The organism is Methanobrevibacter gottschalkii DSM 11977, assembly GCF_003814835.1.
Lineage (GTDB): Archaea > Methanobacteriota > Methanobacteria > Methanobacteriales > Methanobacteriaceae > Methanocatella > Methanocatella gottschalkii.
Map to the genome: position 1 here is coordinate 21,273 of NZ_RKRG01000002.1, position 20,818 is coordinate 42,090.

The window sequence follows — 20,818 nt, forward strand, 5'->3', positions numbered from 1 at the left end:
CAATATATTAATAATATTATTTATTCTTAAGGTGCTTAAACTATGAACTATAAAATGTATGATGAAATGATGGAACAACCAGAATCGCTCAGTAAAACTTTTAAATCTGAGTTATCTAAAATGGAAGATGTTTCCAAATTAGTTTCTGATGCTGATAAAGTATATTTAATTGGTTGTGGTAGTTCAATTTCAACTTGTTATAGTGTACGTGATGCAATTCGTATGTCTAGTACTAATATTAATATTGAGGTATTTACTGGTTATGAATTTTATTACAATAAGAAATTAGTTGAAAATGAGAATTCTGTTGCGATATTTACCTCTCAATCCGGTGAAACAGCCGATACATTGGCATCTCTTAGAAGATGTAATGATTTGGGTATTCATACAGTATCAATTTCAAACGAATCTGAAAGTTCCATGACCAAAGAAGCTATTACTTCAATTATAACTAGATGTGAAACTGAAACTGCAATTTTAGGTACTAAAACTTACATTACTCAATTGGCTTGTCTTTATCAGATATTATTTGCCGTTAGTGATTATGAAAATAAAACTGAATTGTTAGCAGAGTTACGTGACTTGCCTAAAACTTTAGAAAAATTATTGGAATCAACTGAATATGAAAATAAAGCTTTAGCTCAGGAATTTAAAGATGAGGATATATTATATTGTTTAGGTAGTGGCCCTAACTTTGGTCTTGCATATAAACTGGCAATGACTATGCTTATGGAAGGAGCAATTAAACATGCCTGCCCATTGTATGCTGCTGAATTTAGACATGGACTAATTGAACGTGCTGAAAAGGATGTTCCAGCTATATTTTTAAAATCAGGTATTGAATCTGATGAAGTAACAGATAAAGCTATTGAATTTTCTAAAAATTTAGAATTAAAATATCTTGTATATGATCTGGATAGTTATGCGGGATTGGATAGATTACTGTCTCCATTTGTATTGGTAATTCCATTAGAATGGTTTGTATATTATTTGGCACACTTTAATGGTGAAGACCCTGGTGCAACAAGGCACATCGGCAAAGTCAGATACTAATTTTTTTAAAAAGAGAATAAATGTAGATTTTATTCTACATTTACTTTATGTTTTGGTATAATTAATTTAGGAATGGTTATTTTAACAATTCCGTTTGTGAATTTTGCAGTAATCTTTTCAATGTCAATACTGTTGGAGAATCTTACAGTTTTAACACATCTGCCGGATTTGATGGCGGAAACAATTACTTCAGCACCTTCTTCTTCATCAAACTCTTCGATGTATGGTTTGAATGTAGTTTCAATAGTGAGGTCATTGTCACCAGCTTCTATTGAAACATCTTCTTTTGTAACCCCTGGAACTGCCGCTTTGATGAAATACATCTCTTTGGTTTCTACAAGGTCAATGTCAATAGTCTGAACGGTTGACTTTTTGTATTCTGAATATCTTTGGTCGGCAGTTTTTTGCATGTTTTTAATACTGTCTTTGAATTCATCAATACTTTTGTAGAAATCATTGATTACATTATCTGCAATGTTTTTTCCTTTTTCTTTTTTTTCATCAAATTTTTCTTTTGTTTCATTGATTCTTTCCTTTGTTTCTTCTTTCTTTTCATCAAATTTTTCTTTTTTTTCACTGAATTCAGCATCAATTGTTTCAGATTTTACCATATTTTTCACACTCCTTATCGACGAGTCTTTCATGATTGTGTAATAGTTACTTTTTGTCAGTATATAAATTTTTTTATACCTGACCATTTCTGTCAGGTTAAGGTTTTTTGATTTTTAAAATCCTCTACTTTCGCTTGTCTTGCAGTTGTTCCAGTTTCTTTCTTTATTTCTGGTATTGCTTGCCGTATCTGGTCTTGTTTGTCTTATGTATTATATCTGCTGAGACTTTGTTTAACAAATTTTACACTGGAATTTTGATTGATTTCAATAAAGATAATAATTCAGTGCATAACATTTGATTTAAACATTTTTAATATGTATGATGGAATCATTAAGTTCAAACACAATCGTGTTTTGCACAAAATCCCCTTCAAAAATATTTATTCATTGATTAAACCAGTATCCTGATTTATCCTCAGATTTTGCAAGTATAATTTGAAAAGATTGTTTTTTAATTTGTATTTTCCTCTTGATGGTTTAATTATCATGTTTTTATTGATCAAATTCTTTAATAATGCTGATGGTTCTGAATTTAGATTAGCATTATCTTTGATATATGAATATGATAAAACTGTTTTGTCACTTTCAGCCATCAAACATAGTATTTTTCGCTCTTCTGTAGTGGATTTGCTAAACAATACTTTAAATTCGCGTTGAGCTAGAATATTTAAGGAATGTACAGATGCTTTTTTAAATTCAGTCATGGTTACTTTATTGTCTGCATTTATTTCTTCAAAGCAACTGTAAGCTAAAATTTGCATGTAATATGGGATTCCATTGGATAAGTAGTATATTTCCTTTAAAACATCTTCTTCAAAACTTACATTCTGTTTTTTGTTTGGAACATTAATTGCTTCACATAATTCATCATAGGATAGGGGTCCGATTAAATAAGGTTCGAATATCCGTACTGCTGAGTCAAGTTTGTCTTGTATTTTGTAGAAAATGTCTTCAGAACCTGTAGCTACAAACATTATATTTTTTCCTTGTAAATTTAATTCTACAAGTGCATTCTGCAATATGCTCAATATTTTCATTGTTTCGTCATCGCCTATAATTCTTTGAAGATCATCAAGCAATAGAATTAACACAGGATTGTCTGAATCTAGTTCATCATAAATTACATTTAAAATTTTTTCAAAGGCAACAGCAGGGCTGGTTTTTGGAATTTCACGTGAAAATGATATGCCTCCAATCAGCGGTATGTTAATGCCTAATGAATTTATTTTTTCCCAGAAATGACCAATGTTAATGTTTAAAGCATCGGAACATTTTTCTATTATTAATGTGTAGATATCATCAAAATTTCCTTCCATTAAAGGTATTCTAACGGAATATACATCATCAAAATTGGATATTTCATCTTGAAATTTCAATAACAATGATGTTTTTCCAATGCCTTTCGGTCCGTATAATATTAAATGGCCGGGAATTCCTCTTTTTGTTGAGCAGTATATTTCATTAAGTTCATTTAATTCGTTTTCACGACCTGTGAAATAAGAGGGTAATATTCCGGTCCGTTTTCTAAAAGGATTATGTTTCATAGTGTTAACATCCGATAATCAATTTCATAAAAAACATAAAAAATTTTTATGATTCTTATGTTTCTTATGTTTTTCAAGAATCTAGAAATTTAACATAATCTTTTCAGATAAATGGTATGGTGAAATTTTTGATTACCCAAATCCATATAAGATGGTAAATATGCAATTTTTAACTTACTTTAAGTAATTACTGATGTTTGCATTTTTAAGAGAAATACTATTCGTTGTTCCTTTAGTATACTTGTGTATTTAATTTAGAATCAGTTGGTGTTTTGCCAGGATTATGTATTGAAAGAGAGCAGATTTGTTTTAAATTATGAAGTTGCATGATGTGAATAAGAGTGGAATTTGTAAATTTAAAGTTTTTTAACTCTTAAACTAGTTTTTTATTTTTATTCAGATATAGTAATCTTCTTTACATTAATGAAAATGTTTTATTTTAAATGAATAACACATCATCATCTTTAACGATACTTTTAGCTTTATTTGAAACTACAATTCCAAAATTGGAATTATATTTATTCATAGCATTTTTATTTGCCTTTTATTTTTATTACCAATACCCACTTCAATTTGAATTATATAAAATATTTAAAACAGAGGTTTTGGATAATTCAAAATTATTCGCCAATTTTTGAACTGATATTGGCCCTGGTTTTTGAAGAGCAATAGTATTTAAAATGTGTAAAATAACTCATGTAACCACACTGACTTCATTTTAAAAGTAAAACCTTTTAATAAAAATACAATTCAAAAAATTGAATTATTGGATGAATTCATTATAAATTTTTGAAATAATTGAAACATCAAATAAAAATTACATTTCCTAAAAGGATATATTTTTTATTTTTTGCTGGCAACTATATGACCTAGTTCATTTGTTATTTGCGAACATTTGTACTCTTTATTTGCCGGAAAGTTCAGACAGTTAACTGTAAAAATACAGCGAGAAATGGGTAAATATGCAAAAATCCGCATGCTAATAAAAAGTAATGTTAGTAATATCCTTCTTCATCTTCTTCTTCAGCAGGGGTGCGATCTATTTTCTTAATTCTATCAATTTTCGCATTAATTTTATCTATACCTTCTCCTTCGATTGCTGATATAAATATTGAATTTTCTTCATCATCAATGTATTCTTTAAGGTATTCTGCATCTTCAACCAAGTCCATTTTGTTAAATAAATATATTACTGGAATTTCTGAAAATATTTTTTCTATCTGTTTTAAAAGATTGTATTGATTGTCCAGGTGGAATCCGCAAGTCTCAGATCCATCAAAGATAAATAATATTGCATCAGCTAAATGTTCTAGTGCAACAATAGCATTCATTTCAATATCATTCATTTCTAAAACAGGCCTGTCAAGAAGTCCCGGTGTATCAATAATTTGGATATTTTTCCAGTGTCTTTCAGTATGCCCAATCTGGATACCTTTTGTTGTAAATGGATAATTTGCAACTTGGGGATCTGCTCCTGTAATCTGTCTGAGCAATGTTGACTTACCTACATTAGGAAAACCGGCAATAACAATTGTAGTGGCATCAAAATCAATTGTTGGCATATTTCTTAAATTCTGTTTTGCAAAGTCTAGGAAATCTAAGTCTTTTTTGATTTTGTTTACAACAGATGCAATTCTTCCATAAGCTTGTTTTTGAATAGCAGTTGCTCTTTCAGAAGGATTTTTCCTAATTTTTGAACCATATTCCTTTTCAAGTTGGGTTATTATACCATATGCCCAGTTAAGAGCACCTAATGCCTGTTTCATATCGTCCACACCAACTGTAATATCAATATAATCCTGATAAAAGGGATGTAAACTTTCAATTTCAGGAACTGCATCTAAAATTGATTTTAATTTATCTTTAATAACTTGACAAGAGGTTACCACTCTTCTTTCCTCAATTCTTTTACCTTTCAGATGTTTAGGTATTTTTTGACCTCTTAATAAGTCTGCTTGTTTTTTACCTCTGCTGAATCCTTTATCAAGTAATTCTTGTGGTGTAGGTATTGTTGGAATCATCATTATATCACTCTAAATATCAGTTGCTTATATGCTTTCTCTCTCAACCTTTCTATACTATAGTTTAGATTTGGCAGGTTAATTAAATTTGTGGATAAGGTTGTGATATTTCAGTGGGTATATTATTTGTTTTATATAATGGATATAATAATAAATTAGGTTAGAGTTTTAACCGATAAAATTATAAAAAAAGTATTTTGAGATTAGAGAACCCCAATGCCGAAATAATGTCTCCTCCCGTGGAGACGAAGCTTAGAGAGGCTGAACTTCTAGAAGTTTTTACCTCCAGAATCTACAATTAAATATATGTAATATCAGCCATAATAAACAATATTAAAAAGATGTTCAAAAAGATGATATAACAATTAAAAATCCAGATTTCCTAAATTTATGAATTGTAATATAAGATAATATTGGTGGGGGGATAATCATTAATCAGACAATGTTAAAATTAGAATCAATAGAATCAAGCATATTTGAGGAGCTATCGAACTCAATAATTTATTTTCAATATGGTATTAATATAATTTCGACTGGACTAAATCGGGAAGGAAAACCTATAAAATGTCCTATAGATGCAATTGGAACTATAAAAAATGATGATAAAACTGAGTTTGTATTTATTGAAGCAACTACAACACAAGTTAATAGTTTAAAAGATAAATGGTTAAGTAAATCTGATGATAAACCTGGTGACATAATTAAAACATATAAAAAGGCAAAAGAATTTTTTAATCTAAATAAAAATTCTTCTTTTAAACTATTTTTAATGACAAATAGAGATTTATCTGGGGATAAAGGTTTAGATTTAATAACAGAGGTTGAAAATGAAAATTTTGATATTCCTTTAAAAATTGAAATTATGGAACAAGGGTCAATAAAACAATTCTTAGATTATGATAGTGATGGACAATATTTGAGAAAAAAATTTCTACAAATTGATGTTGAAAGGTTATCTAAACCGTTGTTGCATAAAATTTGTGATGAAAACCTGCAAGCATATGAAAATTTCATTAACACAACGGGATTTAATAATTTAATTGAAAGAGAGGAGCTACCTTCAATTGAAAAACATATCAGTAATAATAATTTGTCTTTTTTAATTGGAGAATCTGGATATGGCAAAAGTGTAATTTCTTTTCAAATACTCAAAAGACATATTAATAATGGAGGATATGGTTTGTGGATATCTGAAGAATTTTTAAAAAATTCTTCTAATTTAAATTATACATTAGATGAACTTTTACATCAATATTGTCCAAAATTAGAAAAAAATAGTGGATTTAAAGCATTAAACTTTAATTCCAATGATAATTTTTTATTGATTTTTGATGATTTGAATAGGAGTGAAAATCCTAAAAAATTAATTGATAAAATCATTAATTGGTCGAAAAATATTAAATCGGGTAAAGAAAATACTGATGAAAATTATCATGATAAAATCCGGCTTATTTGTCCAATTTGGCAAAAAAATATGAAAAATTATGGTAGTAATCTAGATAACGATTCAAATATAATCATAGAAAAACTAAAAGATGAAGATGGGATAAAAATTTTAAAAAACACAGCCAAAGACAAAGGCATTGTCTTGTCTGATTTAGAAGTAAAAAATTATCTAAAAAAATTAGATAATGATCCATTTTATATTGGTCTTTTTATCTCAGAATTAAATAAATTCAAAAATTGGGATGATTTAATCAATAATGCATTTCAAATTTTCTTAAATCGAAAATTTGAAGAATTAGATGAAGAAGAATTTTTACCTCAAGATTATGAAAGAATTCTATTAAAATTATCTCAAAATATGTTGGAAAATTATATATTAACCCCAAATCTACTTGAAATTGATTCATGGTTTGTCAGTGACAGAGATAAAAAAATTTTAAGAATATTAATTAAAGATAGAAAAATATGTTATTTAAATAATAATCAAAACTTATATTTTATACATGATAGGATAAAATTTTATTATTTGATTAGCGCATGTACAAAAATAATTAATGATAATCCTCAATCTGAAATATTCAAGGAACCTTTCTATGCAGAGATAATTGGTGCTTCATTGTATAATATTGGTAAAAATAAAAAATTTATAGAATTTCTAGCAAACAATAACCTTTTAGCTCTTTTTGCATCCATAAAATATATTGATGATGCAAATGAAAACTATGAACAAATTTTAGGAATATTGACTGAATGGTCAAATGAAAAACATGAATCATATCCAAGCTTTCAAGAAGAAGTTGTCAAAACTTTATATACTTATGATTCTGAATTGGTTGTAACTCTATTGGGCAATATTAATTCTCTTTTTACCAGTATTCCTTGTTTTAGAAATGGATCAACAATACATGGTATAAAAAAAGCACTAAATATATTTGGATACAATTATCCATTATTTAAGCAGACAATAGAACATGTTAAAATTCATTATAAATCTAAAATAATTGAAGATATAAAAAGAATATTGTCGTCTGATAAACTAGATGATGATTTATTATGCGGTACCTTTTTATTAGCAGGATATTTAGGATTTGAAGAATTAGAAGAAATCATAAAATCTTCAGTTAAGTTATTTGAAATTAAAGAAGATAATTTATATATTATCCTTTTTGCAGCATTTAGGTGCATAAATAATGATATGGATTTTATTAAGAATCTTTTAGAAAAATGGGACATGTTTGGAAAAAAAGATGATGAAATTCGATTTCCATTTATTGAAGAACTAAGATTAACTTTTAGAGATTACCCTGTAACTGATAATGTTTTAAATTACTTAGGCTTTAACTTTCAGGAATTTTCTAATATAAAACATTCAATATGGTATATTTGCAGTGAATTAAATAAACCACTATCATTTAAAATGACTTTAGATTATCTTTCCGATAATGAGTATTTATTTGATATACTTCCATTTTTTAGAAGAATTCAGATATCTTCAGAATCTAGAATTTTTTTAGAAAACTATTATAAAAAAGAAGATATAAAAGGTCATTCTAAAAAATATGCGTTTAGATTATGGGCAATGAATTGTAATGAAAATGATCTTCCAAAATTACAAAAAATTGACAAAGATAACATTCTTTTTTCTGAGTCTCTAATCACTAGAATTAGATTAGGTGACTTAACGGCGTTAAATTCATTTATTAAAAATTTCGATGAAAATGTGGTTTTGAATGAAATCCATAATGTTTGGAATGATGAGGCAAAATTATTTGTTGAAAAATGTTTTAAAGATATGGAACTTAATGAAAATAAAGAAATTCAGGATGGATATGACTATGTGCATTTAATGCAATGTCTTGCAAAAATACCGTTAGAAGATGCAGAATATTACATAAAACAATATTGGGATAAAATTAAATATTACAGAATATTCATACAATTAAACTTTTATTTATGCACAAATTTAAGCATTGGATTAAATAATGAGTTATTTGTTGAAATTAAACCAGATGAAACATTGTTTGAACATTTTACAATAAATTTCTTATATATGGAAGGATATGATAAATTTTCAACAGAGTCTCATTTTAATGAAATAATACAATATTTGGTTTATTTTAAAAATTCTGATCTTGATTTAATATTTAGAAAAGCTGAAGAATTAGGGTATTGTCGATGGATAAGAAAAGCATGTCGAAATTTAGATAAAAATCAATTTTCTAAATACTGTAAAACAGATAAAAACATAGTTTCTGATATGGAATTGTATGATAATTATAGTTTTTGGCAAATAAATTTTGAAAATAACTGCTTAAATAAAAATAGGATAAATAATATATTAAGACTATATTTAAATAATAATCAAAATATTGAATCATTTATTAATGTTGCAAAATTTATTAAAGAAAATGGAAATCGTGATGATTTAAAAATATTATTTGAGTCTAATATTAAAGAAGATAATATGCTGTATGATGTTGAGTTTAGTGTTAAATGCAGAACTTTAGATTGATTGAATATAGTCAATGCCGTCAATTTAAGAATTTCGGGGGTGTCCGATAATTATTTGATTTCAAATCTTCCTTTTTTTATTTTTAAATCAACAATTATGTCGTCCTCAATTATGAAATCTTTTTAGGGGTCTGAATTTTTTTGGTTAAAATTCGGTCAGATTCATTTTATTTTTCTTATTTTTCATATTTATTTTTGATGGTTTTTAAAAATACGTTGTAATTATTATTTATTTTAATAAAAAAGGTCTTAATACTAATAAATTTAAATATTACGTGTTACAAATATTTATTTGGCGATAAAAATGAAACACAGATTAAATTTAGATATTAAAGATCCAAATTATACTTTGTTAACAGAAATATTTAAAATTAGGGATTGTAGAGAAAGCTTTGAAATTTTATCTTCATTTGGCTTAAAAAACCTGGAAACAAGTATTTACTTTTAAAATCATATTTATTAGCATATTTTTTGGTTTAGATATTCCATTCATCCTAAGTGAACTTGAATCTAAAGAAAAACTTCGTAAATACTTTAATTTTTCTAAAGTTTGGAGTGCAGATTAAGTTTATAAAACTTTATCACTCCAAGATTCAGAAAAACTCATGAAAGCATTAAATTGTATTCTAAATTCAAGAAATCGTGTTAAAAGAAGAGGAAAAAAGATTTTCATTGTTGATGCAACACCAGTGGACTTAGATTTTAATTTTAATCGAAATAAAAAGACAAAAGAGTAGCTCAAAACATTGAATTTAAAATGGAGTTATTCTTCCTCCAAAGGATTTTATATTGGATTTAAAGCAACTGTTGTCATTGATTATGATAGTATTAATCATGTTTGTATTTTAATCCATTTTGGAGCGCTGGGTGATGCAAAACTTTTTGACGAAATAATGGAAAACCTACAAAAAAGACAAATAATTCAAAAAGAGGACACATTAATTCTTGATAAAGGATATTACAGCTATGAAAATTACCAAATTGGAATTAGCAAATATAAAATCGTTCCTTTCATTTTTCCAAGAGACAATTTCAAAAGAAATAAACTCAATGGCCAATTATCATACCCATTGCAGACATTTAAGAAAACAAAGAAAATCATAACTGAAAAAAGATTCTACGACAATTTAAAACATGAATTACTAAAAAAACTAGACAATTGGAAGAAATTCAAACCAATCGAGGAAAAATAGAAGGCTTTTTCAAATTACTCAAACAAGGACTCAACATGAGAGAAATACACAAATACACACCAAAATCAGTTGAAAAAACAGTATATCTAAATGTATTTTTAGGAGCCCTAATCATATCACAAGGATACTACTCAAAAACGGCCATACAGCAATTATCTGAGAACTAAAAAATTCAGACCCCTAAAATATTTTCATCTCTTCCCCGCCACTAATTTTTCTGTTTCCATTAATTTTATTACTTATTTTATATAAAAAATATAATAAATAATATAATAAAAAAATATGAAATGATTATTATGGGAATTACTGATTATATTAAAACTAGATTATTGAATAATCGTGTGGAGCAGTATAACACTAAGCGCAGCTATTGTGGTGAAGATGAAAGACAACCTAGAACTGATGGAATCAACACTGGCCTTGACTTGCCTGATGCACTTCCGCCAGTTATTAATAAGACAATAACTAATGCTCGTTATGCTGTTAAACTTGACGGTTACACTTCAGGTATCTTGAAAAATAGAATTGATAAAGCAAATGTTAATATGGTGCTTGTTGATAAGGAAAATAAATTATCTCAAGAGCAGAAGTTGACTTTAATTTTGTGGGCGAGAAAAATTGACATTTCTCAAGTAGCTAAAAATATTCTGCAAGGTGGAATGGTTGATGGGGAAGGTTTAATTAAACCTGTACAACGTTGGGATAAAAGCATTGGCAAATACATTAAACCGGTATTTTTAGAAATAGGCGCACACGGTTATGGATTGAAAAAAGAATTTAATGATGATAATGAAGTGCAGCTATATCTTCATGAAATGCCTAAGGATATTGTTAATGGATCTCCGGAAGAGTTTGATAATTATGTTAGTGTCGAAGAGGGAACATTAACGGTCAAGTACGAACCTGAAGAAGTTATTAACTTCATGTATAATGAGATATACTGTGAAGCTCAAAGCATTATCCTAAATTGCCTTGATGATATATACCACAAGTGCAATTTGGAACGAAATCAAGTGGAACGTATCAACAAGGATAATATTATTGAAGTAAAGCCTGCGATGGATGCAAACGGCCAACCTTACATCACCGAACTTTCAAGCACCGCTAAGGAAAATCTTTATGCTGATTATGGAACTACTGCCGGAAGTAATGTAGCTATTGTGCCTCCAGGAATTGAAAGTAAAATCCTTGGTGGTAACAACTACCAGTCTGACTATACAAGACAAACAGAAATCTTTAGGAATAATATCTTAAGGACTTTTGTAACTCCTCAGTCTCAAGCAGGTAATGAGAAGTCTAATCAGAACGTTGCTGAGTACATTAACGATTCAGCTATTACAGGATTCATTGTTAATGTGGCCAACGACCAGAAATGGGTGTTAAAGTATTGCAATCAGCTATTGAACTTGCAGTTGGAGTTAATGGGCATCAGTGAAACTTTAGATATATATTTCAGCTATTCAAGAGATGATGTTTTAAGATACATTATGGAACTTTCTTCCGAAGGTGATGAAATCTATAAGAATTATCTCAGTAACTTTGAAGAAGAGCAGCCTGTCGGTGAAAGGATTTTAAGTGAAAATGGTGTGGAGGTATAATAAATATGATTTAAACTTTTTACAAATATTTTATTTTACCTTTTAGATAACTTTTTATTAAATTTCATATATACATATTAATATCATTTAATAAACAATCTTGGCGAGGATTATTATGAAAGAAAAAATGGGAATATATCAAAGATATAATTTAGGTCCTCAACATTATCACAGTTATTTTGAGTTCGATTTCAAGAATAAAAAGGCACAACTCATATCTCAAGACATTACAGAAGATTTCAGAAAAGATAATGCTTTAATTTATACTGATGATTCTAATTTAAAAATTGCAAATTCCCTTTTAATTGCAGAAGAAAATAAAATTTTTGATTTGAATGAAGATGATTGTCAAAAACTTTATTCTGAATTTGATAAAATTAAATATTCTCATGATGAAGAAATTCCTGGAATCTGGCAATTGAGTAACATTACATTTAGTGAAAAAAATTTTTATGATGATGCACCTGAAATATTTAAAATTCATGAAAGCAATTATCAATATGTCAATAATTATCCAAAAAATTGGATTCCATTAGGCAATTTAATTATTGATTTATTGGGCTTTGATTTGTTAAATATTAATTTAAATAATTTAATCACTCCATTATATTATAATATAACTTCAGAAGGGGTTTATGAAAAACAAACAAATAATAAACTGAATTTAAAAAAATTAAATTTTAATATTGTTTCTTTTGAAGAACCATTCAATCCTTTTAATTTTTCTATCGATTCAGAAGATAGTGATTTTGAAAAGATTATTGAACTATTGGAAGATTATGGCGTTTATAAATGGTATGATAAAGATTACGCTGAAAATATAATTGAAAGCGATGATTTCAATGATTTTAAAGGAAATTCATGGTTCATCGAATTAATATTTGAAAATGGTAGAGTTTTGAATTTAAGAGGAGATAATGCTTATCCAGACACTTATATTCATTTGGGAAACGAAATTTTAAACTTTAAAGAGGATTTGTTAAGAATTAATGAAATAGATAAAGAACAGCAAAATTTCATTAAATCCTTTGGTGAAAATAAATTAGCTAAAAAAAGGAATATAATCAAAAAAATTGAAATTTCTCAAACTATTCTTTTAGATGATAGAAAACATTATGAGTTCACTTTAGATTGTGAAAATTCTGTTATTATACCTTATGATAATTATGATCTTTATGAACCTCGTGAACACATTTCTAGAGACTTATCTAAAAAGAATTATTCTGTTTCAAAATTATTCTATGAAAATATTGTCAAAGAAGAAATCAAATTAGATGAACAAAAATTAGATAATTTCTTAAATGAAATTAATGAATTAAAATTCATTGATGAGAAGCCACACATGTGGTTTTATGATAAAAATTATTATCAGAATCTTATCACTATTCACACTCCCATGGGTGAGAAATCATATAATTTAACTAACAACTATGAGCTTTGGAAAAAATTAGGTAGTTTATTTGAAGAATTGCTAGGCTTTGATGTATTAAATATTAAAAACTTTAAAAATATAATAAATCCATTTGATTATGATATTTGTAATGATGGTGTTTATGATAAAGAAACGGGGGATAAATTATCATTAGAATATATTGAATATGGGCATGAGGCAGTTTTACATTTTGGTATAGGTTATAATATCTATGTTGATTTATTAAAAGGAACCACCTCCGGTTTAATTGAAAAAGATGATTTAAGTAATGATGAAATTGAAAAAATAGTATCTCTTCTTGAAAAGAACCGTGTGTATGAATGGGTTTTTGATGAATTTTGGAATAAAGCCATATATCATAAATGGTGTGGTTTTGATGGATATAATTGGTATTTAAGTTTAGTTTTTGAAGGAAATAAAGTTTTAAATATTGGTGATGGGAATGATTATCCCGATACTTTTGTCAACTTGGCAGAAGAGGTTATAGAGTTCAGTGGTAAAGATATACTTAAATTAAAAACAGTATATGAAGATGATATTAAAATCTATAAAAAATATGCTGAATTACATTTAAACGGTTAAAAAAATTTTTCAGAAGTGTGTGTGAAAACAATGCAATGTTATAATTGTAACGGTATTTATAATGATTATTTAAGCTATTGTCCATATTGCGGTATTGAGAAAGTAGAATTTAATGTATGTAGCAATTGTGAAGAAAAACTTACTAAAGATATTTTAGTTTGTCCAAAATGTGGTGGAAAACCAATTGAAGAAACAAACGAAATGAAATCTGATAGGTTGAATAGAGAAGGTTTGATGCATGGTATGACAAGTAGTCCCAGTGATTATTTTAATGAAGCTATAAAGTTTAATAAATATAATATTGATGCTTGGGTGAATAAATCAGAATTTTTGAATGATCGCACAATGCATAAAGCTAAAAAATGTTGTGATGCAGGTTTAAAAATTAATAAAGATAATATGAAGTTATTATTATCTAAATCAAAAGCTCTTAAAAAAGATGAACGTAGGAGCGATGAGAATAATGCGGAGATTATCTTAAATAATCTTTTAAAAAGATGTAATCAAGAACTTCAAGAAAATGAATTAAATGAAGAGATTTGGATTTTGAAAGGCGAAGTATTAAATGAACTTGATAAAAAAGAAGATGCAATCGAATGTTATTCTAAAGCTCTTGAAATAAATCCTAAAAATGAAGAATTATGGATACGAAAAGCATTCTTATGTTATTTAAATAATGATTATTATTGTGAAATAGAGTCTTACAAAAAAGCTATTGAATTGAATCCAACAAATGAGAAATACTATGAAAAAATTGGAGATGTTTATCATCTTTATATTCATGATAATGAAAAGGCAATTGAATATTATAATAAATCTTTAGAACTAAATCCTGATAATAAACAGCTATGGGATACAAAAGGGCGTTTAGAAAAAGAAATTGGAAAATATGAAGAAGCACTAAAAAGTTTTACTGTAGATGCTGAATTAAATCCTATCATGATGGAGCATTATTATCTAAAGCAGAAGTATTTTGTGAATTAAATCGTTTTGAAGAAGCAATTGAATGTTATGATGCTGCATTAAAAATCTTTTCAACTGGTTATGCTAGAAATTTTAAAGCAGATGCATTAATTGAATTAGAAAGATATGATGATGCTTTAGAAGTCTATGATGAAACTATTAATGAAGAGCCAGATTATGATGAAGCTTATTTGAAAAAAGGCAGGCTATTGCATAATTTAGGAAGATTTGAAGAGGAAGTTAACTGTTATGATTTGTTAATTAATAAGGATGATCATATTTATCATTTCTATAAACAAGCTAAATTGTCTAAAGCTATTGCATTATCAAAATTTGATAAAGAAAAATCTAAAAATTGCTTTAATGAACTTTTAGAAGATTGTAATAATTCTTTAGAGATATTTCCTGATGATGCAGAATATTTAGAAAGAAAAGCAGATATACTTTATTTTTCAGGAAATCTAGAAGAGGCATTTGAATGGTATGACAAAACATTAAAATGTGATAATGTAAATAATAAAGAAGCGATAATTTCTTCAAAAGGTTGTATTCTATATGATTTGAAAGAATATGAAAGAGCTATTGAATATTTTGATGAAGCACTTGAAATTTCTGATTTTTTCTATGCATTTCAATATAAAGGCTATTGTTTAGAAGAACTAAATAGATATGATGAAGCGATGAAATGTTATAATAAATGTTTGGAAATTGAACCTAGAAATAAAGAGATACAACTTAAAAAATCTGAATTAATGGAAAAAATAAAATAATTCATTTTGAATAGTTAAATCTCTATTTAACTTTAAATTAATTAATTTCTTATTTTTTTCTTTCTATTTTTATTAATAGCTATTTTTTTTATTGTAAATGAATTTTATTCATAATTTTGTTGTCTGTCCATGATTTAACCCTATAATATTATTTATTATAGTAAACTTTTTATGAAATAATTTTAACTGGAGCAGATTAAAATATAATATATATTTATATAAAATAAGTAATAAAATATATAATAAATAATATAATAAAAAGTGATAATGATGAGGCATGAACTTTTTGAAGTTGGATCCTATGATTATTCTGACTTGGATGATAGACTTGACAAACCGGTAATATGGAGCGAAGATGATCTAAAGCTAATAGCTGAAAACTATAGGGGAGGAATTCCGTTAACTTCAGAGCATGACAATATCTACGTAGGCATCGGAAACAATATTGAATATGAGAAAGGAAAGCTATTCATTGAAGTTCCGGACGAACTGGATATGGAATGAAAAGGATTATCTCCTAAAGTTGATGTCTTATTAAAAGATAAAGGAGATTCATTTGGAATTGATACTATGAGCTTAATAGATGTCGGTGTAACTAAAAACCCTAGAAAAATTACCTTATTGAATTCTGAAATAACCGGAAATACTGGTGCAACAGGAAATCCAAATCCCGCACCACAAGGACAACCTCAGCCTGCACCTAGCAAAGATGCTAATGTCGCAACCAGCTTGCTTTTAGAAAAGCTTCAAGGCAAGGATGTAGAGATTGGAAAGCTTCAGGATGAAATAAATAATCTAAAAGAAGAATCTAAAAAATATGATGAAATTAAAAAAGCTATTGAAGAAAATAAGGAATTTATAGATTCTAAAGATGATATTCTAAAAGAATTATCTGAACTGCGAAAAGCTGAAAATGAAAGGAAAATAAAAGAATACGAAGCTAAATATAACTTCAACTATAATGAAAACGCCCAAGATAAAGAGATAATTGATAAGCTATTATCTGGTGATGTTGATATGGAATTAATGGAAAAGCTGGCTGAAAGAAGAATTAAAATTGAAGCTAGTAATGATGGTTCAACACCTGGTGGTCGCAACCCTTCAAACTCCGGTGATGTAGGTGAAACCGGTGAAACCGGCAGCACTGGAAATGAAGATGCACCATCTTTTACAACTCGTGAAGAATATAATAAGATATTGAAAGATATGGGTTTTAATCGTACCAGAATTTAGCAATGATGGTGTTTTATTGCTTTTCACCGGAGCTAAAATTTTTGATATGTAGGAAAACTCGTTATTCATTGGGGAAGTGTTAGGTGTTTTCACTTCTCCTAAAATATCGTGCATTGAAACCCTTAATGCCTAATTAAAGGGGGACAAGCCCCCTTTTAATTACCCACGAATGCCAATGCAAACAAAATAAAGTTTACCAAACTTAACCCCGAACCGACCGCTAAAGGGTCGGTTCTTAAATTTGACAAATTCATCTATTCCAAATCTAAAACCGGAACAGGGGAACAAGCCCCTGTTCCTCGAGCTTGACAAAGCAATTATTGTTAGGTCTATAGTATGGCCTTTCGCTTACGCTCAAGGCGTCCAGTCCTCCCTTCGGTCGGACGGAACATAATCTTTTATTAGTTGTTTAATAACATAGATGCAGGTAATTGATATAATATAAAATAATTTATGTTGTTATAGTTTGATAAAGTCTTTTTTAAATTTCAATGCCAACTATTAACAATGAAAAATATACATATTATATGATATAAACAAGTTTAACATAAATTAGGTGTTTTTCGTGGTTTCAAATAATATTTTTATCTCACCAATTGAGTTTAAAGATTGGGAAAATTGGAAAAACAAAATAAATAATTCAAATGATAATGAAGAGCTATGCCATATTGCAGAAACAGATCGTGAATGGTATATTCGTGCTTTAGCTGTTAATAAAATAAATGATGAATCAATATTGGCAGATATTGCAATTAATAATTCTAATTCGTATATATGTAGGTTAGCAGTTAGTAAAGTTCAAAATGATGAATTATTAAAAGAGATTGTAGATAAATCTCCAATATATGAAGTTTGGGAGGATGCATTATCTCAGATTGATGATGAATATATATTAATGGATTTTGCAGAAAATGGAAGAGATTTCCATATTAAATGGCATGCAATTAAAAAAATTAAAAATGAAAATTTGCTAGTTAATTTTGTTAAAAAAAGATTAAAACATACACGAAAAGATTTTATAGACAAATCCAAATCATTTGATGAATCACGTGAATATTCATTATGTACGATTGCTGTAGAAAACATTCATGATGAGTCATTATTAAAAGAAATTGTAATAAATGATTATAATCAAGCTATGGGCATTGAAGCTCTAAAAAATATACATAATCAAGAATTTTTAATTGATGTGGCTTTAAATAATTATGATGTGCATTATAAGTTATCTGCGATAAGAAATATTACAAATGATGATGTTTTAATAGATATTGCAAAAAATCACCCTCAACGATTTGTTCGAGAAAAAGCTATAGAAAAAATATCTAATCAAGCTATTGCAACAGATATAATCGCAAATGATCATGAAATTGAAGTAGATAAATTAGATATTCAACATATTGATGATAGTTTATTATTTAATCTTGTTAAAAAAGATAATAATTGGCTTCGCAGGACATATTTTGTTAAAGCTATTCAAAATACAGATTATTTAAAAGAAGTAGTATGTAATGATGTGGATAGTCATGTTTGTAAAGCTGCCGTTGAAAAAATTCATGATGAGTCATTTTTAAAAGATTTAGTTAATCGTGATTTTAGTTCAGAAGCATTTGCTTGGGATGTAATACCGGCTGCTTTAAAAAATATTCATGATGATTCATTTTTAAAAGATATTGTTAACAATACTAAATACGGCCGTTATGCTTTAAAAAATATCACTGATGAATCTTTTTTAATCCAAATTGCACTAAATTGTCGTGACTCTCATTGTAGAAGTGAAGCGTTGGAAAATATCTATGATGAATCAATTTTAACTCAAATTGCTTTAACTGATCCTCAGATGCATGTTAGAAGAAAAGCAGTAAGTAAAATCTCTAATGATTTTGCATTAATTAATATTTCCATTATGGATCCTGGTTTTCAAGAATATGATAGACCATATTGTGTAATTTATTTGGTTCGCCAAGAGGCAGAGTCCAGATTAAAAGTATTACTTGAAAATCCTGATATAAAAACTAATACTGAATATGTTGATGTTATTCAAAGAATTAGATATGAACTTGATGAGAAAAGAAAAACATCAACTCAAAAAGGAATTATACATATACCTTATAATGAAATGAAAGATTTTACTCAAAATAAAACAATAATAAAAGAGAAAAATAAAAAAAGAAAGATTACAAAAAACAAAAGGGATGAAAAATCTAATCTGGAAGTCGAAATTAATAAATTACTTGAAAATTATAAAAATGATGTATTAATTACTATTATATCATTTAATAATAAAAGTTTATTTAAAAAGGGTTCTATTTTTAATATTGTAAAAGAACCAGATAATCCATATGATATGGAGGCCATTGCTGTTAAATCTGATAATATAACAATAGCATATGTTGCAAATAGTGTTCGTACTGTTGTAAAAGGTACTATGAGTGCAGGTAGAATTTATGATAAATTTGGTGAAGATTGTGAAATTGAAGTTATTTTTGTTAGAGATCAAATTATAGCAAAATTAATCTTTGATTAGTTATTTGTGCAAGGTTAAAACATCATATAATGAATAGTAATTATCCTCACATAAACTAATATTGCATTCATTAGATTTATTGAGATAACCAATATCAATTAATTTGTTGATTAATGCATCAAATTCTAAATCATTCAATCCATAATTCCTCATTTTATTTTTTAATTTTTCAATTTTAATGCCTTTTTCATCCTGTGAATCATTAATATAATAACTTAATTTACCTATTATCTTTATAACATAATGGTTTTGTCTAGTAAAATGGATAATCAATTTTTAATCCATTGAATCTAAAGTTAAATTCTTCATCGCATTTTTTACAATAATGTGTAGGACTAGATTCATCAACGGAACATCCACCAACAATAATATTGCCCTTTTCTTGTTCTTCAAATACTTCATCACCTACAACGAGCCCATAAATTATCGGAGTTAATTTTCCACCACATTTTGAACAGTTTGTAGTTTCAAATTTATGTTCTATTTTTGAAATCCATTCAAGATAAAATTCATTAATGTATGAATAGTCATCAATAGATAATTTAAGTAGCATGCGTTTAATAGCATCAACAGAGTCAGTATCGAACTCTTTATGATCAGTTTCTTCAATTTCAAATCCTTTTTTATAACACCATAAAGCAGTTTCATATTCTTCTTTTTCCTCAAATCTAAAACCTAATGCCTGATAATCTGTGGAAGTAATATCATCAGTATTTTCTAAATTTTTACAGAATTCTAATGTATCGTATATTCTGTCTGAAGTATAATATACATACCATTTGTCTTGAATAAGATCTTTGTTATTTTTATCTATACTTAATGCAATATCATAAATTTTCAAAGATTCATCATATCTATGTGAAAAACATAAGTTATGGCCTGTGAACTCTAAAAGATCCAAATCATCTGGTCTAATCTTTAATAATTTATAACAGTATATGATTGCTTCATTGCGCTTATTATTATTGCCATATAATTTTGCTTTATCAAACCATGCATCATAATTTTCTATATTCATTGAATAAATGCATTTAAAAAATTCATCGTAATTGTCAGAGTATTTTTTCAAACAGTTTGATAGTATTTCATCATACCATTTGAAATGTGATTCATTGGAATTATTTTTAAATTCGTTACTGGCTTTTAAAACCTTTTTATAATATTCAAAAGATTGTTTATATTTTTTTCTTTTATAAAATCTCAGAGCTTTCCTTTCCAAATAAAAAAATTCCTCTTTAATTTCCTGATTTTTGTTAATAATGTTTAACATATTTCACCGAACAATTGCTATGATTATATTTTTTGTTGGTAATTTTTAATTAATTTTACTTTCAAAT

14 protein-coding genes and 1 pseudogene are annotated in these 20,818 nt (G+C 27.3%); 10 read left to right on the plus strand and 5 right to left on the minus strand.

The window, feature by feature from the left end; translation table 11 throughout:
- Positions 1-42 precede the first annotated feature (42 nt).
- Positions 43-1,053, plus strand: coding sequence for an SIS domain-containing protein (locus EDC42_RS03780; protein WP_069572767.1), 1,011 nt, complete (start codon positions 43-45; stop codon positions 1,051-1,053).
- Between the two features lie 29 nt (positions 1,054-1,082).
- Here EDC42_RS03780 and EDC42_RS03785 read toward each other — a convergent pair whose 3' ends face one another.
- The 3 genes from EDC42_RS03785 to EDC42_RS03795 all read right to left on the minus strand — a co-directional run bounded on the left by EDC42_RS03785 (position 1,083) and on the right by EDC42_RS03795 (position 5,232).
- Positions 1,083-1,664 (minus strand): Hsp20/alpha crystallin family protein, encoded by a 582-nt coding sequence (locus EDC42_RS03785; RefSeq protein ID WP_069572769.1) that lies wholly within the window; start codon positions 1,662-1,664, stop codon positions 1,083-1,085.
- A gap of 380 nt (positions 1,665-2,044) precedes the next feature.
- Complete coding sequence (locus EDC42_RS03790; RefSeq protein ID WP_069572770.1) at positions 2,045-3,208, minus strand: AAA family ATPase; 1,164 nt, start codon at positions 3,206-3,208, stop codon at positions 2,045-2,047.
- A 995-nt stretch (positions 3,209-4,203) separates the two neighbouring features.
- Positions 4,204-5,232 (minus strand): NOG1 family protein, encoded by a 1,029-nt coding sequence (locus EDC42_RS03795; RefSeq protein WP_069572777.1) that lies wholly within the window; start codon positions 5,230-5,232, stop codon positions 4,204-4,206.
- Between the two features lie 439 nt (positions 5,233-5,671).
- On the opposite strand from EDC42_RS03795, the gene EDC42_RS03800 reads away from it, so the two are divergent.
- The 9 genes and pseudogenes from EDC42_RS03800 (at position 5,672) to EDC42_RS09605 (ending at position 19,481) form a co-directional block, all read left to right on the plus strand.
- Positions 5,672-9,187 carry a hypothetical protein gene (locus tag EDC42_RS03800; RefSeq protein ID WP_069572779.1) on the plus strand — a complete coding sequence of 1,172 codons (3,516 nt, stop codon included), beginning with the start codon at positions 5,672-5,674 and terminating at the stop codon, positions 9,185-9,187.
- 303 nt (positions 9,188-9,490) lie between these two features.
- A pseudogene (locus EDC42_RS03805) lies at positions 9,491-10,546 on the plus strand (transposase).
- A 129-nt stretch (positions 10,547-10,675) separates the two neighbouring features.
- Positions 10,676-11,977, plus strand: coding sequence for a hypothetical protein (locus tag EDC42_RS03810; RefSeq protein WP_069572781.1), 1,302 nt, complete (start codon positions 10,676-10,678; stop codon positions 11,975-11,977).
- Positions 11,978-12,092: 115 nt separating this feature from the next.
- Positions 12,093-13,991: a hypothetical protein gene (locus EDC42_RS03815; RefSeq protein ID WP_083234866.1), complete on the plus strand. Its 1,899-nt coding sequence runs from the start codon at positions 12,093-12,095 to the stop codon at positions 13,989-13,991.
- A 30-nt stretch (positions 13,992-14,021) separates the two neighbouring features.
- Complete coding sequence (locus EDC42_RS03820; RefSeq protein ID WP_069574884.1) at positions 14,022-14,975, plus strand: zinc ribbon domain-containing protein; 954 nt, start codon at positions 14,022-14,024, stop codon at positions 14,973-14,975.
- 44 nt (positions 14,976-15,019) lie between these two features.
- Positions 15,020-15,724: a tetratricopeptide repeat protein gene (locus tag EDC42_RS03825; protein WP_342773155.1), complete on the plus strand. Its 705-nt coding sequence runs from the start codon at positions 15,020-15,022 to the stop codon at positions 15,722-15,724.
- Positions 15,725-15,994: 270 nt separating this feature from the next.
- Positions 15,995-16,228 (plus strand): hypothetical protein, encoded by a 234-nt coding sequence (locus tag EDC42_RS03830; RefSeq protein ID WP_069574882.1) that lies wholly within the window; start codon positions 15,995-15,997, stop codon positions 16,226-16,228.
- Between the two features lie 66 nt (positions 16,229-16,294).
- Positions 16,295-16,957 carry a hypothetical protein gene (locus tag EDC42_RS03835; RefSeq protein WP_069574881.1) on the plus strand — a complete coding sequence of 221 codons (663 nt, stop codon included), beginning with the start codon at positions 16,295-16,297 and terminating at the stop codon, positions 16,955-16,957.
- Positions 16,958-17,522: 565 nt separating this feature from the next.
- Positions 17,523-19,481 (plus strand): hypothetical protein, encoded by a 1,959-nt coding sequence (locus tag EDC42_RS09605; RefSeq protein ID WP_083234865.1) that lies wholly within the window; start codon positions 17,523-17,525, stop codon positions 19,479-19,481.
- Here the strand turns inward: EDC42_RS09605 and EDC42_RS09440 are convergent, their stop codons facing one another.
- Together EDC42_RS09440 and EDC42_RS03850 are read right to left on the minus strand one after the other, a co-directional pair.
- On the minus strand, positions 19,482-19,619 hold the full coding sequence (locus tag EDC42_RS09440; RefSeq protein ID WP_158005588.1) for a hypothetical protein: 138 nt from the start codon (positions 19,617-19,619) through the stop codon (positions 19,482-19,484).
- A 115-nt stretch (positions 19,620-19,734) separates the two neighbouring features.
- Positions 19,735-20,751: a tetratricopeptide repeat protein gene (locus EDC42_RS03850; protein ID WP_069574879.1), complete on the minus strand. Its 1,017-nt coding sequence runs from the start codon at positions 20,749-20,751 to the stop codon at positions 19,735-19,737.
- Positions 20,752-20,818: the final 67 nt, after the last annotated feature.

Excerpts from the sequence above, each read along its gene's own strand:
- EDC42_RS03820 (WP_069574884.1), top strand. The coding sequence starts at position 14,022 with ATGCAATGTTATAATTGTAACGGTATTTATAATGATTATTTAAGCTAT.
- EDC42_RS03800 (WP_069572779.1), top strand. The coding sequence starts at position 5,672 with ATGTTAAAATTAGAATCAATAGAATCAAGCATATTTGAGGAGCTATCG.
- EDC42_RS03785 (WP_069572769.1), bottom strand. The coding sequence starts at position 1,664 with ATGGTAAAATCTGAAACAATTGATGCTGAATTCAGTGAAAAAAAAGAA.
- EDC42_RS03795 (WP_069572777.1), bottom strand. The coding sequence starts at position 5,232 with ATGATGATTCCAACAATACCTACACCACAAGAATTACTTGATAAAGGA.
- EDC42_RS03830 (WP_069574882.1), top strand. The coding sequence starts at position 15,995 with ATGAGGCATGAACTTTTTGAAGTTGGATCCTATGATTATTCTGACTTG.
- EDC42_RS03790 (WP_069572770.1), bottom strand. The coding sequence starts at position 3,208 with ATGAAACATAATCCTTTTAGAAAACGGACCGGAATATTACCCTCTTAT.
- EDC42_RS03835 (WP_069574881.1), top strand. The coding sequence starts at position 16,295 with ATGAGCTTAATAGATGTCGGTGTAACTAAAAACCCTAGAAAAATTACC.
- EDC42_RS03850 (WP_069574879.1), bottom strand. The coding sequence starts at position 20,751 with ATGTTAAACATTATTAACAAAAATCAGGAAATTAAAGAGGAATTTTTT.
- EDC42_RS03810 (WP_069572781.1), top strand. The coding sequence starts at position 10,676 with ATGGGAATTACTGATTATATTAAAACTAGATTATTGAATAATCGTGTG.
- EDC42_RS03815 (WP_083234866.1), top strand. The coding sequence starts at position 12,093 with ATGAAAGAAAAAATGGGAATATATCAAAGATATAATTTAGGTCCTCAA.
- EDC42_RS03780 (WP_069572767.1), top strand. The coding sequence starts at position 43 with ATGAACTATAAAATGTATGATGAAATGATGGAACAACCAGAATCGCTC.